This window comes from Thermocrinis ruber (assembly GCF_000512735.1).
GTDB lineage: Bacteria > Aquificota > Aquificia > Aquificales > Aquificaceae > Thermocrinis > Thermocrinis ruber.
This window is the reverse complement of sequence record NZ_CP007028.1, coordinates 216,608-233,202: the sequence shown is the minus strand read 5'-3', so window position 1 is coordinate 233,202 and position 16,595 is coordinate 216,608. Positions and strand designations below refer to the sequence as shown.

Sequence of the window (16,595 nt, the reverse complement as noted above, 5' to 3'; positions counted from 1 at the left end):
TATGATTGACAGAAAGCTTGTTAAAAAGCTCCTAAGCTTAGGAGAAAAGGGGTACATAACCTACGACGAGCTAAACGAGGCCTTGGAAGACAGCCTTATAGACACCGAGCTTTACGAGGAAATTATAGACTTCCTCCAAGAAAGGGGGATAAAGCTGGTAGATACGGAGGAAATCCAGGAGGAAGAAAGAGAGGAGGAATTTTTGGTATCCACCGACCACCTTCTGCAGAGCACCAAGGATGGAGATCCGGTAAGGCTCTACCTTAGGGAGATGGGCAAGATCCCTCTTTTAACTCGGGAAGAGGAGATAAAGTACGCCAAGCAGATAGAGATGGGCAGAAAGATCATGAGAAGGGGTCTATTGAGAACCTCCTTTTTGGTGGAAAGGGTGTTGAGGGAATGGGGGAATGTATGCAACGGAAAGATAAGGGTCCAGGATATTGTGGATACCTTTGATGAGAGTAAAACAATGGAGGAGTATGAGGAGTCCCATGAGCATTTGGAAAGGCAGTTTATAGAAAAGGGTTTGGAGCTTGCCAAGGCATACAAGGATGCCATTTATTGGCGGGACCTGTACCTTTCCTACAAACTGCCAGAGTATAAAAAGGAGTATCTCAAAAGACATGCTAAGATGAACCGTATACTCAAGGGGCTAAAGTTAAAACACTCCAAGTTTGAAAGGATAGCGGATGAGCTCTTGAACCTCTATCAAAAGTACACGAAGAAACTCAAGGAGTATGAGCAAAGAAAGTTAAAGCTAGAACAGATACATCCTGATGTGGAGGAGCTTATAAGGGAATGCGACTACAACACAGAGTTACAGGCAAAGGCAGAAAGAGCAGGGTATAACTTTGCCAAGTTGCAAGTTCTAAAGAGCGAGTTTTTGGCAATTCAAAAGGAGCTAAAGGAGCTTGAAAGGGAGCTTGGCATACTCCCAGAGGAGATCAAAAGAGTAATGAACATTATAAGAGAAGGAAGAACAAAGGTAATTCAGGCAAAGCAGGTGATGGTGAAGTGCAACCTAAGGCTTGTGGTTTCTATAGCCAAAAAGTACGTAAATAGAGGACTACCCTTCCTGGACCTAATTCAAGAGGGCAACATTGGACTTATGAAGGCGGTGGATAAGTACGACTATAGAAAGGGCTATAAGTTCTCCACCTATGCTACCTGGTGGATTAGGCAGGCGATAACCAGGGCAATAGCGGACCAGGCAAGAACCATAAGAATACCTGTCCATATGATAGAGACCATAAACGATATTACCAAGGCACACAAAAAGCTCTTTCAGGAGCTCGGTAGAGAACCCTTGGCGGAGGAGGTGGCAAAGTATCTGGGCATTCCTGTAGAAAAGGCAAGAAAGGTGCTAAGAATAGCTCAGGAGCCCATCTCTTTGGAAACACCCATAGGAGACGATGAAGATGCACACCTAAAGGACTTCATAGAGGATAAGAGCGTTCCATCTCCTGAGGAGGAGGTTACAAGGAAGATTCTCAGGGAAAAGCTAATAAAGGTCCTCCAAACCCTTGGCGAAAAGGAGAGGGAAATACTTATGTACAGATACGGACTGGTGGATGGCACCGAGTACACCTTAGAGCAAATTGGCAAGATGTTCAATGTAACGCGGGAGAGGATAAGACAGATAGAAACAAAAGCCATAAGAAAGCTAAGACATCCTGCCCGGGCTAAGTACCTAAAGGACTTTGAGATCCTATGAGCTTTTAGCCCTCGGCGGTCCCACCGCCAGCGGAAAATCTCAACTTGCCTGCCTCTTGGCAGAGAGAATAGGCGGGGAGATCATCAGCGTAGATTCTATGGCGGTCTACAGGCATATGGACATTGGGACCGCCAAGCCCAAAGACTGCCCAATAAAACATCACCTTGTGGATGTGGTTGAGCCGGGTGATTACTTTGATGCCAAACTCTTTGAAGAGTTAGCCCAGAAGGCAATACAGGAAATAAAGTCCAAGGGAAAGCTACCCATCCTCTGCGGTGGCACTTACCTTTACTTTCAAGTTCTGCTCTACGGACTTGCACCAACTCCAGAGCCTGACTGGTCTCTGAGAGAAAAGCTTTACGATATAGTAAGGAAAAAGGGTAGTGAGTTTTTACACAGAAAGCTCAGGGCTATAGACCCCATCTATGCCCAAAAGGTGCATCCAAGGGATGCAAGGAGGATTGTGAGGGCTTTGGAGGTTTTTTTGCAAACGGGCAAAACCTTTTCTTCCTTTCATAAGTGGCAGGACGCTAGGTATAAATTTCTTGGTTTTTACATTACACGCCCTTGGGAGAGTCTCTCCAAAAGGATAGAAGAGAGAGTAGAAAAGATGTTCCAAGAGGGACTTGTGCAAGAGGTGGAAAAGTTGATGAAGATGGGCTTTGAAAGATTTTTAACCTCTTCCCAAGCCATAGGATACAAGGAACTTGTGCCATACATTAAGGGTGAGGTTAGCTTGGAGGAGGCAAAGGCTCAGATCATAAAAAACACCAAGGAGTATGCCAAAAGGCAGATAAGGTGGTTCAGAAGGCAAGGTTGGGTGGAGATAGATTTAGACCGTCTTAGCCTTGAGTCTGCGGTGGAGCTGATCCTTTCAAAACTTTCTGCCGGAGATGAGCCTGAGCAGGTCGTTGAGAATTACAAACAGGGACAAGGCTACTATTAATGCAAAGCCAAGCCTCTGCCATGCCTCTTTGAACCTCAAGGGAAGAGGTTTTCTTCTGATGCTTTCAATCAGGAAAAGGAGTATTAACCCTCCGTCTAACATAGGGAGAGGCAGTAGGTTAAAGATGGCCAACTGAACGGATATGAAAGCCATAAGACCGAGGTAGGGAATCAGTCCCTGCTGGGCGGACTGTCCTGCCATTTGGGCTATTGCAATGGGACCTCCCAAGTTTGTGGGAGAGAGGGAGCCCGTGATCATACCCCAAAGGGCTTTTAGAGTAAGTGAGGTAAGGATGGCGATCCTCTCAAAGCTTCCCTTAAAGGCTTCAAAGGGACCCTGCTTTACCTTGACCGTTTCCACCTTGGGTGCAACCCCTATTATAGAAATGCCCGTCCGTGGATCCTTCATGGGAATTAGGGTGATCTCCCTTATCTGTCCTTGTCTTTCTATCTTTAAGTCTATCTTTTCTGCAGACCTTATGAGCTTAACAGCTTCTTGCCAACTTTTTATTTCCACTCCGTTTATGCTCAGGATCCTGTCTCCCTCTTGCAATCCCACCTGCTTGGCTGGGCTCTTTTCCAAAACAGTGCCCACCACAGGCTCAATAATTGGCTCTGCACCAAAGCCCCTTGGGTTCTTTAAGTCCATCTTCCCCTCAAGGGTTAAAACCTTACCATCCCTCAGAACTTCCAGCTTCAACTCTTGTTCAAAGATGTCCTTTAGTAGCTTCTCCTCCAAATCCTTCCAGTTATCCACCTTTTTGCCGTTTACCGAAAGGATCAGGTCTCCCCTTTGAAGACCCATCTTCTGGGCTAGGCTATCTTCCTGCACATAGCCCACCACTGGCTTTTCGAAGGCATACTTGGGAACCTCTCTGCCGAGCATTCCAATTAGCCAAAAGATAAGAACCGCCAAGATGAAGTTAAAAAAAGAGCCAGCAAAGGCTATGAGAATTTTTTGCCAGTTTGGTTTGGAGGAAAAAGCCCTCGGGTCCGAGACGCCATCCTCCTCTCCGTAGAGTTTTACAAAGCCACCGAGAGGAATCACCGAGAGCCTGTATTCAGTTTCTCCCCACTGCTTTTTAAATAAAGCAGGACCAAAGCCAACGGAGAAGACCTCCACCTTAACTCCAAAGAGCTTAGCAAACAAAAAGTGCCCCAACTCATGAAACCAAATAAGAATACCTACCAAAACCAAAAAGGATAAAACTGTTTCCATCTCAGTCCTTCCACTCCTTCAAAAGTTCCTCTGGGACCTTAAAGTTATCCCTAACCTGTCCGTTGCCAAAGATGATAAACTTCTGGATGGTTAGTTCCTCCAGTGCCATGGGACCCCTTGCGTGGATTTTATCGGTAGATATGCCCATCTCCGCCCCCAGCCCAAACTCGTTGCCGTCGGTAAACCTCGTGGATGCGTTCACATAAACCGCCGCGGAATCCACCTCTGTAAGGAACTTCATCGCCTTGGTATAGTTTTCAGTAATTATGGCATCCGAGTGTTTGGAACCGTAGGTTTCTATAAAGTCTATGGCTTCCTCCAAGCTATCCACCACCTTTACCGCAAGTATTAGGTCCAAAAATTCCTCGTAGTAGTCCTCCTCTGTGGCGGGCACTGCCTTTACAAAGGAAAGCCTTGGGTCAGACTTTATAACCTTTAAACTATCCTCGTCGCATCTGAGCTCCACACCAGCCTTTCCTAAGATGTATGCCATCTTTGGGAAGAAGGTGTTTAGGATCTTTCGGTGTATTATCAGATTTTCCACTGCGTTGCAAACGGAAGGTCTTTGAACCTTTGCGTTGTAGACTATGTGGTAAGCCTTTTCTAAGTCTGCCTCCTCATCCACGTATATGTTGCAAACCCCCTTGTAATGCTTTATGACGGGCACCCTTGCCTTTTCTGCCACAGCCCTTATCAAGCTTTCCCCACCCCTCGGAATGGCAACATCCACTTTGCCCTCCATCTGCAAAATTTCCCAGACGATTTCCCTTTCTGGTCTGTCTATAAACTGGATGGCTTCTTCTGGAAAACCCTCCATGGCAGACGCCTCTCTGAGGATTTCCACCAGAGCCCTGTTGGAGTTCATGGCTTCTTTTCCGCCCCTTAGGATCACCGCATTGGAAGATTTTATGCACAGAGAACCCGCCTCTATGGTTACGTTTGGTCTTGCTTCATAGACGATGAATATCACTCCCAAGGGCACTCTCATCCTTCCTACCTTTAACCCGTTGGGAAGTTGCCACATGCGTGTGATCTCTCCCACTGGGTCTGGAAGGCTTGCCACATCCCTTAGAACCTTTATCATACCGTCAATCCTCTTGTCGTTCAGAAGCAGTCGGTCCAGCAAAGCAGAAGAAAGCCCCTGAGATTCTCCAAAGGCTATATCCTTTTTGTTCTCTTCCTTTATGTATTCTCGCCTCTTGTCCAAAAGCTCCGCCGCCCTCAAAAGGGTGCGGTTTTTCACCTCGGTGGGAATGGAACTCAAAATCCTAAGAACCTTCCTTGCCCTTTCTACCTTCTCCTCTGCGTAGCTTTTCAAGTCTTGCATGGAAAATATAATAAGCCAAGACGCTTGGATTTTCTATTTATGTTGTGCAGGCAAAACCCTTTCAAAAAACTTCTCAGCCCAATCCCTATCCTCTAAAAACAGTATGTTTTTCCCCTCGTATTCCCTTTTTTTCTCCTCGTATTCCTCTTTGGATTCAGAGTCTTTGACTACCTGACCTCTCCGCAATTCTTCATAAGGAGTGGTAGAGAGAATAAAACCCTTTACCTCCACTTGCCAGTTTTCGTATTGTTTTTTGAAGGTTTCCTTCAATCCCTCTGAAAGGAACCTGACCTTTTCATAGTTAAACACCTCTCCCAACATCTTCAGTCCCTTTGGCTCCACGAAAATTATGTAAATTCTGTTTCCATTCTTTTCTCTTATCCAAAGGATAAAGTCGGGATAAAACTCTCCCCAGTCAAGCATAAAGCCCACCCCTTCCCTTGCCTCGTTCCTGAGTAAAACTATGTGGTATTTATCCAAAATTTCTGGGTTTTTATCTAGATAATCCCTCAGACCCTCCAAAAATCTTTTCTCCCCCTCGTTCAATCCCGGTGGAGAAATCTTTATACCTTCCTTTTCCAAAAGCAGTGGAACAAAGACAGAATTATTTATAACAACCCTTGGCAATACACCCCTTTCCCTCTGCTCATCCAAAAGTGCATCTATATTTTCAACAAGCTCTTTTATCTTTTCAATCAATCTTTGTTCTTTTGCAGGCACGGTCAGTTTATAGTATTCAACTATATCGGAAGCCAATCTAAACAGGCTTAATTGTTCTCCCGCAGGCTTGTAAGTTATGATGTCCTTTTCAAACCTACCCTTTTCCCTCTTGTAAAACTTGTCTATGTAGCTTTTTAGGAGGGAAATGGCTATGTTTTCTAAATTCTTCAGACCCTTCAAGTCCTTTACTTCAAAATCGTTTGGCACAATAACTTTGCACCTTTCTTTAAGGATTTCCTTTAAAGTCTCCAAATCAAAGCTAAGGTTTAAGTAGTTCCTCTCTTTTTTGAACTCCAAAAGCTCCGTATAGATCCTCGTCCAATCAAACAGCTCTATATCCACAAGCTCCGCGATGCTCTTTGACGCAATCTGAGTTTCAACTTCAGAAGACTGGACATCTTCCCTTTGCTCCTGTGCCATGTAAACCGCCATGCTTGGCACCAAGTTCATAGAAGCAGAGATTGTTGTATCCACCCTCAAGTGTAAAACCCTCTCCCTTTCAAACCTTTTGCTTTCATCTTTGGTAGGATAAGGAAAGTCCTTCCAAATCTCTCTGTTTAACACACACACAGGCACCTTTATTTCTATTTTTTCAGGCTCCATTCCTTCTTTCTTTATGGTTTCCAAAAACTTACCTATATAGTCTGCGGATATGCCGTATATGTTTAAAGTCTCAAGGGTTGAGATTTCAGGATTGCCAGACCTTTTGAGGGAAAGGTTTTTGCCCTTTAGCCTTACGCCCCTTCCAAAAAGCTGGATGATCTGCGGACCTTCACCCTTCCCTATGTTCAAAAGTCCCATACAGGAAACCCTCCAAGTGTCCCAGCCCTCTATGAACTTTTTGGAACCGATGAGTATGTTAATGGTGGAGTTTTCTCTTTTTATGCTATCAAAAAGGGAATCACTTATTGCATCCTGCTCTATTTCAAAGCCCTTCTCTTTTAGTAGTTTTCTAAAGGCAGACACATCACCAATATTTACCACGCCAAAGTATGCGTTTTCTCCAAGCCTTAGCCCAAACTCTCCCTCCGCCCTCTTTATCTCAAGAATCCTCAGCTTCCCCCTACCGTTGAAAACTTTTTTATAAAGGTCCTCCAAATCAAAGCCACTTCTTAACCTTTCAAACTTATGCCTAAAAATATCCTCTCCCTGTTCATTTTTAAACTCTCCGTTTAGGATTTTATCAATCCTCTCCTTTAGCCAATCCTTGTTTAAGCTATTTCTTATAAGGTCTAAAACCTTTACTATGTCTGAGTCTATGTTTTTACCCGACACGGTGGAACCTACGAATATCCAAAGTGGTTTTTCTATGTTATGCTCTTTGGCAATCCCTCTTTTTTCTTCATAAACCAAAAGTTGTTGGTAAAAGTCCAAAAGGTTAGCACAAAAAGCCATTTCTGTAAAGTCATCAATCTTTGAGTTTTTGATGTTTAGCACCCAAAAGTCCTTTCCATAGCCATCAAGGTAAAAGTGTTTGTAAGAATAGTCAAAGATTATTGCCTTTGCGTATTCCTTTAGGATATCCTCCTTGTCTAATATTTGCCCAAAGGTGGCACTGTATTCAAAGGCAAAACCCTTTTCAATAAGCTTGTCCCTAAGCTTTGCCCACTTCTTTTCTTCAGACCTTTTGCCCTTATGCCCCTCATCCACAAAGATGAGATTTTTCCCCTCAAAGGCTGAAATGTGTATAGACCTTCCCCTTCCTCTTGTGTTTTCTGCTAACTTTGTGATCTCTATTATCAAAACTTCGTGTTCCCTTTGTCCGCTTGAACTCCCGCTTTCGCTGTAAAGTCTGCATGGAATACCGCTTTTTTGCATCTCCTCGTAATGCTGTTTGGAAAGCCCCTCGTTGGGAGTGATTAACAAAATGTTATCCGGTTCAAAGGGTTTATACCTCAAAAATTGCAAATAGTTTATGTGCATTATGAGGGTTTTACCAGACCCCGTTGCCATCCAAAAGGCAAGCTTTTTAAGGTCCTCTTCCGAAAATTCGCCGACGGTTTCTCTTACCTTTTTCTCCAAACTATTACTATTAACAAAATCGTTTAACTCCGCCAAAAACTCCCACTTTCGGTTTTTCAACCTATCTATGAATATCTCCGTGAACAAAACCGCCAAGTATTGAAAGTATTTAAGCCTTATCCTTTCCGGTCTGCTTTGGTTTATTCTCCGTAGGTATTCCTGTATGTTTTGGTCGTATCTTTTTAGCTCATCCTTTGGAAGCTTTACTCCCTCCTTTGACATAAGATTTATGGCAAAGTTCGTTAGACCATCCCTTTCGCCCTCTTCCACGCTTTTTAGATACCTCAAAAGCCCTCTGTTATCCTTTTCACCAAAAAGCTCTAAAAAATACTTGTTTAAGACCAAATACTTTTCAATGTTCATGGCTAAACATGCGCCTTTTGAATTCAGGTTCTATGTTTCGGACATCAGGTTTAAAGCTTTCAAAGGCTAAGGCATGCTGTCCGTTTATGTATATAATCTCCGGTTTAAACTCCTTCAAAACCTCCTCTATAAAGTCCCTGTCCTTTTTGTAATCCTCCTCTGTCCATCCTTCCGAATAAACCCTCCAAACCACCGCCACACTTTTGCCCTCCCTTTCTCCCAATACAAACGTGTATATGTTCCCTTCCCTTTCCTTACGCATTAACTTGTTTACCTTTAGCCCAAGCAAGTAGTTAAAGGTCTCTATTACATCTACCGCCATTTCTTTTGGCTCTCCCACTTCAGAAAGATTAACCTTTAGCTTGTAGTTGTATGGGTCTTTTAACATTGAGATGTTCAAAAGGTGTGGGTCATCCTTTGTTTCAATCTCAAGGAAGTATTTAATAAGGTAGTCATCTTTGAAAAAGTCCTTGTGTGCTTTGCTTTCCTTTAGCTCAAGGTTATCAAGGGTGTCCTCGTATTGCTCAAGGATAATGTATTTAAAAAATCCCCCCGCAGTCCGCTCGTTGTATTTTTCTTTTACATCCTTTTCTTTGGAAATGCCAGTTTTATCGTAGGCTAAAACCTTTTTCATCCTTGGCATAACCACAGTCCAAAAATGCTCCCCCATCTCTACACCAATCCACTTTCTTTTAAGCTTATGGGCTACTGCCGTTGTTGTGCCACTTCCCAAAAAGAAGTCCATAACCAAATCGCCTTCTTCGGATGTGGATTCTATAACACGCTTGAGAAGGATTTCGGAGTTCTTAGTAGGAAAGTCTGGGTCTTGTTCATACCCTGGGATATCTGTCCAATTGTTGTTTATCTGGTTATAAAGACTTAAGATTTCTCCTATAAATTCCTCTCTTCCACATTTTGGGCATTTGCCATTAAAGTTTGACTTGTTATTGTTTGTAATTATAAAGCCACAATTAGCACATTTTAGTCTTGCTTTACCTTCTTTAACAGCTATATCAAGATTTTCTTGTGAAAAAGCCCAATGTCTTCCTTTAGGAGGAAAGAGTTTTATTCCAAAAATCTCTCTATATTGTGTTGTTCTTTGTTCTCCGGGCATACTTAAAAATGGCATCCACAAACTTTCATTTAATAGCTTCTCTATCTTTTGATATTCTTCTTGACTTAATAGCTTTTTTAGTGTATCCAAAGTCTCTCTATATGATTTTACATGTTCTTTTTCTACTTCCAAGATTGATAACAAACCTTTTTCTGAATTTTTTAGATAGAAAAACAAAGAATCCGTTTTATTTAGAAATCTTTTCTCAGCCTTGCGTGTTTGAAGACCTCTTTGAACAATTATCTCATTCCTAAAATTCTCCTCCCCAAAAATCTCATTCATCAAAAGCCTAACATACATATTCCCGTTGTAATCACACCTAACAAAAATGCTCCCCCTTTCGTTTAAAAGCTCCTTTGCAAGCCTTAGCCTATTCTCAAGCATTGCGATCCAAGTGGAGTCCTTATACTTCACATTGTATAAATAGTCTGCGTCTTGCTCCTTGTTAAAGGGTGGGTCAATGTATATGGTTTGGACTTTTTCTTTATATCTGTTCAAAATCGTATTCAAAGCCTGCCAGTTTTCGCTCTTTATCAAAAGCCCATCCAGTGCGTCATCCAGATTAACCCCTTCGCTTATCCTCTCCAAAAGCTCCCACTTAAACCTCTCGTCAAAGTATCTTGTGTCAATGGGAAGCTTTTTGCCCTCTAAATCCTCTTCCCTTTCAAACTTACCAAACCCAAGCCTTTCCCACTCCTCAAGCTGTGCTTTGTTTTGCAAAACCTTTTTTAAAACTTCTCTGTAAAACTCCTCGCCCGCCCATTCCTTAATCCTGTCTAAGGTAATCACATAATGGGTTTGTATAACAAACTTTTTCTTTTCCCAAAGCTTTTTCTGGAAGTCCTCAATCTGTGCCAAAAAGTCTATGATCTTTTCTCCCACTTCCTTAACAACCTTTGCTCTTGTTATGTGCTTGTCTAAATACTTTTCTTCCGAAATGGTTTCGTAGTTCAATACCTCAGACTTTATGAAATAATCAAGCTGTCCCATTAAAAACTTCTTTAGGTTTTTGTGGATAAAGTAGTCCCCTGTGTTCTTTGCGGTAAATCGGTTTATGTGATAAAGGAGTAAGGGTTGTTGATTTTTTTGTTCTTTCAGTAAGCTTTCAATTGCATATTGAAGTTCCTTTATCTTGGAGGATATTTCCATTAACTCTTTTTTTAATCCCTCAAAAATCTTTTCGTTTATCTTCTCCTGTTTTACGCCTCTTCCCCTTCCTCCGTTTTCTTCCTCCTGTTCTATCTCTCGATCATTTCCATTATCCTTGTAGAGCTTCATCTCCTCTTCGCTTAGTTCCCTGTATTGAAATCTGATTATTATGCCTTCTTGGTCTGTTTGGACTGGCTCCTCATCCAAGACAAAATACCTTTGCTTCGTTGCCTTGTTGCTGTTTATTTCCTCCCGTGCGGATACGGTCCTAAAGATTACCTTCTTGTCCCCTGCCTTAAAGGTGTAGTCTCTAAAGAGTATGCCCGTTTTTATGTAATATTGGTCTGCGTTTGCCCAGTAAAGCTTTACCTCCTCTCCGTTGTAGGGTATGCTGTATTTTGGCTCCTTTGAATACCTGTATTGTGGAATAAAATCTCCATCTTCGTAAAACCTTGAGAAGAAAGAGTAAAGGTCGTTATAAACTTGTTCTTTTATCTCCTCCAGCTTTTCCAAAAGCTCTTTTTGTTCTTTTATTTCCAAGTATCTCTTCCCTATGGGAAATTTTGCGTAATCAGGGTTTAGCTCCCCTGTCGGTGTGATGGCATCTTCTCCAAGGTCTTCTATTACCTTCCTCCTTACCCTCTCATACTCTTCGCGTATGTCCTCAGATAAGTTTTTCTTGTGCTTTTGAAAGGCATCCTCTATTATCTGTGGCAGTTTTTGGTCTATAAACTTTTCTACTTCGCCCCGTTTGTAGTTGAGAATTCTGTATATGCCAAAATCAAGGTCTGAACTTTCAAACTGGAATATATCCCTCAATAACTCTTGGAATTTCTTTAGGGCATTCATAGGCTATATTATACCCACATACCTTATAATTAGCCTTGCTATGAAGGTGCCAAACGAAAGGGGATACTTTGGAAGCTTTGGTGGAAGATTTGTGCCGGAGACTTTGATGTACGCTTTAGAGGAACTTGAGGAAGAATACCAAAAGGCTAAAGAGGACCCGAGCTTTTGGCAGGAGTTTGAGTATTACCTCAGGGAGTTTGCGGGCAGACCTACACCCCTTTACTTTGCCAAGAACCTGACCGAGTATGCGGGAGGGGCAAAGATATACATAAAGAGGGAAGACCTCTTGCATACGGGTGCCCACAAGATCAACAACACCCTTGGACAGGCTCTGCTTGCCAAGAGGATGGGAAAGAACAGAATAATCGCAGAAACTGGTGCGGGTCAGCATGGGGTGGCTACTGCCACTGCCTGTGCTCTGCTTGGTCTTGAATGCGTGGTGTATATGGGAGAGGAGGATGCCCAAAGGCAGAGGTTGAATGTGTTTAGAATGAAGCTCTTGGGTGCGGAGGTGAGGATAGTAAAGAGTGGAAGCAGGACACTAAAAGATGCCATAAACGAAGCCCTTAGGGATTGGGTTGCCAATGTGGAGACCACCCATTACATAATAGGCTCCGTGGTGGGACCCCATCCCTTTCCCATGATGGTCAGAGACTTTCAGAGTGTAATAGGTAAAGAGGCAAGGGAGCAGATTTTGGAAAAGGAGGGTAAACTGCCCAAGGCGGTGGTTGCATGTGTAGGCGGTGGCTCCAATGCGATGGGAATTTTTTATCCCTTCGTGGAGGATGAGGGGGTTAGGCTTGTGGGTGTGGAGGCGGGTGGTCTTGGGCTTGAGACGGGCAAGCATTCTGCATCCATCAACGCAGGGCGGGTGGGAATTTTGCACGGAATGAAGTCCTTCTTTTTGCAAGATGAAGAGGGGCAGATTTTAACCACCCACTCTATCTCTGCAGGTCTTGACTACCCAGGGGTAGGTCCAGAGCATGCGTACCTATTTGAGATCGGAAGGGCAGAGTATGTTTATGCCACAGACCAAGAGGCTCTGGAGGGCTTTAAGCTCCTCTCAAGGCTCGAGGGGATCATCCCTGCCTTGGAGCCAGCCCATGCGGTCCTGAAGGTGGTAGAGATAGCCAGCAAGTTAAGCAAGGATGACATAGTGATCTTTAACCTCTCCGGCAGGGGAGACAAGGATATGGAAACGGTTATGAAGCATTTAGGCGGTGAGGTTTGAACTTTTATTTCCTATACTTTTCTTCTTGCTGTCTTTGATCCTTGCTGTTCCGCGCTCTCATGACCCATACCTTTATGAGGAAGATCTGGGAGAGGGTAGGCTACTCCTTAGGGTGGAGGGTGTGGGAGAAACTTCAGATAATGGCTTTTCTGCCCGGGTAAAGGTTTTGGGTGGGGACTTTCCAGAAATTTACGAGAAGACTGCATTTTTGAAGGTCTATGGGGCGGAGGATGTGCCATCTAAATACTTGGAGGTTTACGGAAAGGTCAGAGTGAGGGAAGGAAGGGTTTTTATTAGTGCTACATACAAAGATGTATCCTTTGCAAATGTTCTGCCCTCCCTGAGGGATCGCCTTGCCAAGCGTCTGGAAGATAAGATAAAGGACCAAGAGGTCAGGGCTTTAGCCTTGGCATACTTTTTGGGAGAAGATCAGGGCGTTGTTCCCATGAGGGTTCAATCTGCCTTTTTGACTACAGGACTTGTGCATCTTTTGGTGGTCTCCGGTGGGCATCTTAGCCTTTTGGCACTTATGCTCAGATTTTTGGCTCCCTACCGGCTTGGGCTTTGGTTTGCCCTTTTGGGTGTTAGCTTTTATGCCCTCCTTTTGGTTCCCTCCGAGCCTCCCGTTCTCAGGGCTTACCTTATGATCCTTGCGTCCATCCTCCTGCTTTTGTATGGAGAAAGACCAAACCTTTTGGGTATTCTGTTTGTATCCGGTGGCGTAATACTTCTTTTCTTTCCTGAGTATGTAAGTTCATACTCCTTTTGGCTCTCCTTCTGTGCAACCCTTTATATTTTGCTTTCACTCCGGGAACCTCCCAGAAGGGATGTGGTTTTTCTTTCCTTTTGGGTGTCCTTCTTTGCCTTTTTGGGAACCATGCCCATCCTTTCCCTCTTTTCCTTTTCCGCACCTTTTAGCATTCTGCTAACTCCACTACTTTCTGTTCCCTTCTTAGCCTTTACCTTTTATGGCTTTCTGGATATGCTGACCTTCTTTTCTCTACCAGCTTTTCCTTTGGAGGTGATGGGAAGGTTTATAAACGCCTCCGTGATGTTTTTCTCAAACTTTGCACCCATGCTATTTTTCAACTTTAGCCTTTGGGAGGCTGTCCTCAGCCTAAGTTTGGGGGCGGTCTTGTCATATTTCCTCAAAGGATGGGAAAAGTTGTTGGTGGGTTTGGTATTCGTCCCATTCCTGTTTTAGCTTGATGTAGTAGCTTCCGCTTCGGGTGATGAGACCCTCCAGTTCATAAAAGCCCAGCTTTTGGTGGAGTTCCCTTTCATCCATACCTAAAAGTTGGGAAAGTTCGCTGAGGGTCTTTGGAGTGTTTAAAGCTATAAGCAGTGGGTCCTCCTCTTGGACCTCCTCCTTTAAGCCAAACTTTTCAACCCTTCCCACCAGCTTAGCGACGCCCTCATTGACCAATTTTATGCAACCCTCCCACCTTTCGCTTATGCCATAGCCCACATGCACATAAACGGGTCTGTTTTGCTCTTTGGCGTAGTAAGCTGTTATGAGGGCGCCCGAGTTCTCCCCCGCTTCTACCACAAAAACACCCTCAGAGATGCCACTTATGAGCCTGTTCCTCCTTGGAAAGGTATGCTTGTCTGCCTTTTCCCAAGGTAAGAGCTCCGACAGGAGAACACCGCTTCTGAGGATAAAGTCCTGCATCCTTTGGGGCACCTCAAGGATGCCCATTCCTAAAAGGCAGAGGGTATAGCCACCTGCTTCTATGCAAAACTTGTGGGAGTAGGCGTCTATACCCTTGGCTCCCCCTGAAACTATGGCGTAGCCCTTGCCTACCAAAAATTCCACCAATTCCTTTGTGTATCTTACGCTGTAGCTGTCTGGGTTGCGTGTGCCAACCACACCAAAGCTGCTCACCGTTTTTAGCTCTCCCCTGTAAAATAACACGGGCGGTGGGTCCTCAATTTCCTTTAGCCTCAGGGGATATTGAGGGTCCGAAAGGCATACACAGTTTATTCCCTCCCTCTCCACAACTTTTATAACTTCTTCCGGTTCAAAGCTGAACTTCTTTTCCTTTATTGCCTGCGTCTTTGCATCACCCACAAGGGCTTTAAGTTCCAACCGGTCCGCCTCAAAAACAAACCTTGGGTCTTTGAAAGTTTGATAGAGCTTTTTTATACTCCTTTCTCCAAGTCCTACAACAGATTTTAGTGCAAGCCACCAGTAGAGGCTTTCCTTCACTGTTTATCCTTTTCTATGAGCTCTTTAACATAAGGTAGGGCATCCTCCACCGCAAGGTCTATTCTCTCTCCGGTGTGTCTTTTCCATAGCTCCACCTTTCCATCCTTTGCCTTTTTCCCTACTACCAAAATGTAAGGAAATCCGCAGAGTTCTGCGTCCGCAAACTTAAAGCCTGGGCTCTCGTCCCTATCGTCATAGATAACATCCAAGCCCATCTCCATAGCCTTGATATAAAGTCCTTCCGCCACAGACCTTTGGGTCTCGTCGGAGGTATTGACGCAGATGATGTTTAGTTCAAAGGGTGCCACCACCGTAGGAAACTTTATCCCCTTCTCGTCGTGATACTGCTCCACTATGGCAGAAAGGCATCGGGATATACCAATGCCATAACATCCCATAACCACCGGCTTTTCCTGACCAAAGCGGTCCTTTATCAGGGCTTTCATAGGTTCTGAGTATCTTGTTCCCAAAAGGAATATGTGTCCAAGCTCAAGGGCCTTCCCTACTCTAAGAGACCCACCACACTTGGGACATGGGTCTCCTTCTTCCACCTCGCAAACATCCACAAACTCTCCGTATTGGATGTCTCTTCCGGGATTTACGTTTATGTAATGGTAATCGGGCTCGTTTAGAGCTACCACCATGTTCTTTACGCCATAGGTGGAGTTGTCCCAAAGGACCTTTATATCCTCCGGCAGGTTGAAGGGACCCACAAAGCCCTTTGTGGTGCCAAGCCATTGCTTTATTTCTTCCTCGGAAGCCAAGCGAAAATCCTCCGTGCCAAAAAGAGCTTCAAGCTTTTTCTCATCCACCTCCCTGTCTCCCCTTATGAGAACCATTACCCTTTCTCCGTTCCCTTTTACGTAAAGGAGTGCCTTCAGAATCTTGTAAGCGGGCACCTTTAGGTAATCGGAAAGCATGGCAATGGTGGTGGTGTTGGGCGTATAGACCTTTTCCATGGGCTTTTCTTCCTCTGTCTCTTCTCTGTGCTTTGGGAGGGGCACAATCTCTGCGTTGGCGGAGTATCCACAGTTTTCACAAAAGGCTACCTTTGCCTCTCCGTAATCGGTAAGGATTACAAACTCATGGGACATCTTCCCCCCAATAGCACCCACGCTTGCCTCCACCAAGAGGGTGTTCAGTTTGAGTTTTTTAAAGATCCTCTCGTAGGCAAACTTCATAGATTCATAGGAGATCATAGCGGAGAACTCATCTTCGTCAAAAGAATAAGCGTCCTTCATCAAAAATTCCCTTGACCTGATCAAGCCAAAGCGTGGTCTTTTCTCGTCCCTGAACTTTACCTGTATTTGATACAAGATCAGAGGCAATGCTTTGTAGGAGTTTATGAACCTCCTAAAGAGGTCTGTGATCTCCTCCTCGTGGGTAGGTCCAAGGCAGTATTCCCTTCCGTGTCTGTCCTGCAGTTTAAAAAGCTCCCTGCCATACAAATCCCACCTTCCAGTTTCCTTCCAAAGCTCAAAGGGATTCAGAACGCTCAAAAGCACCTCTTGGGCTCCGCTCCTGTCCATCTCCTTTCGGACTATGTTTTCTATCTTTCTTAGAACCTTGAGGGCAGGTGGCGTGTATTCGTAAATGCCGGAGGCAACCTGAGACAAAAATCCACCCTTTAGCAGTAGTTTGTGGGAGATTGCCTCCGCATCTGCCGGCTCTTCCTTTAGCGTATACCAAAAGTATTTACTCCATCGCATAGGGAAGTTATTTTAAAATATCCA

10 protein-coding genes are annotated in these 16,595 nt (G+C 44.2%); 4 read left to right on the top strand and 6 right to left on the bottom strand.

What is annotated here, in order from left to right:
- Position 1: 1 nt before the first annotated feature.
- Positions 2 to 1,714 (top strand): RNA polymerase sigma factor RpoD, encoded by a 1,713-nt coding sequence (rpoD, locus tag THERU_RS01230; RefSeq protein ID WP_025305465.1) that lies wholly within the window; start codon positions 2 to 4, stop codon positions 1,712 to 1,714.
- Positions 1,701 to 2,660 (top strand): tRNA (adenosine(37)-N6)-dimethylallyltransferase MiaA, encoded by a 960-nt coding sequence (gene miaA, locus THERU_RS01225; protein ID WP_025305464.1) that lies wholly within the window; start codon positions 1,701 to 1,703, stop codon positions 2,658 to 2,660. The genes rpoD and miaA overlap by 14 nt, the downstream gene beginning before the upstream one ends.
- On the opposite strand, the gene rseP is transcribed toward miaA, so the two are convergent.
- Genes rseP through THERU_RS01205 form a run of 4 tightly spaced genes read right to left on the bottom strand, consistent with a single transcriptional unit; the run spans position 2,589 to position 11,422 of the window.
- On the bottom strand, positions 2,589 to 3,878 hold the full coding sequence (gene rseP, locus THERU_RS01220) for an RIP metalloprotease RseP (RefSeq protein WP_025305463.1): 1,290 nt from the start codon (positions 3,876 to 3,878) through the stop codon (positions 2,589 to 2,591). The genes miaA and rseP overlap by 72 nt on opposite strands.
- Before the next feature lies 1 nt (position 3,879).
- Positions 3,880 to 5,196 carry a glutamate-5-semialdehyde dehydrogenase gene (locus THERU_RS01215; protein ID WP_025305462.1) on the bottom strand — a complete coding sequence of 439 codons (1,317 nt, stop codon included), beginning with the start codon at positions 5,194 to 5,196 and terminating at the stop codon, positions 3,880 to 3,882.
- Positions 5,197 to 5,238: 42 nt separating this feature from the next.
- Positions 5,239 to 8,310 (bottom strand): DEAD/DEAH box helicase family protein, encoded by a 3,072-nt coding sequence (locus THERU_RS01210; RefSeq protein WP_025305461.1) that lies wholly within the window; start codon positions 8,308 to 8,310, stop codon positions 5,239 to 5,241.
- Positions 8,300 to 11,422, bottom strand: a complete 3,123-nt coding sequence (locus tag THERU_RS01205; protein ID WP_025305460.1) for a site-specific DNA-methyltransferase — start codon at positions 11,420 to 11,422, stop codon at positions 8,300 to 8,302. The genes THERU_RS01210 and THERU_RS01205 overlap by 11 nt, the downstream gene beginning before the upstream one ends.
- Positions 11,423 to 11,462: 40 nt before the next feature.
- Here THERU_RS01205 and trpB point away from each other — a divergent pair, with 40 nt between their 5' ends.
- Positions 11,463 to 12,653 carry a tryptophan synthase subunit beta gene (trpB, locus tag THERU_RS01200; RefSeq protein ID WP_025305459.1) on the top strand — a complete coding sequence of 397 codons (1,191 nt, stop codon included), beginning with the start codon at positions 11,463 to 11,465 and terminating at the stop codon, positions 12,651 to 12,653.
- The gene (locus THERU_RS01195; RefSeq protein WP_025305458.1) at positions 12,643 to 13,857 is read left to right on the top strand and encodes a ComEC/Rec2 family competence protein; all 1,215 of its coding nucleotides are present in this window, start codon (positions 12,643 to 12,645) and stop codon (positions 13,855 to 13,857) included. Before trpB ends, THERU_RS01195 begins: the two co-directional genes overlap by 11 nt.
- Here THERU_RS01195 and dprA read toward each other — a convergent pair.
- Together dprA and THERU_RS01185 are read right to left on the bottom strand one after the other, a co-directional pair.
- On the bottom strand, positions 13,792 to 14,862 hold the full coding sequence (gene dprA, locus THERU_RS01190; RefSeq protein WP_025305457.1) for a DNA-processing protein DprA: 1,071 nt from the start codon (positions 14,860 to 14,862) through the stop codon (positions 13,792 to 13,794). The genes THERU_RS01195 and dprA overlap by 66 nt on opposite strands.
- Positions 14,859 to 16,571 (bottom strand): proline--tRNA ligase, encoded by a 1,713-nt coding sequence (locus tag THERU_RS01185; RefSeq protein WP_025305456.1) that lies wholly within the window; start codon positions 16,569 to 16,571, stop codon positions 14,859 to 14,861. Before THERU_RS01185 ends, dprA begins: the two co-directional genes overlap by 4 nt.
- Between the last annotated feature and the right edge of the window lie 24 nt (positions 16,572 to 16,595).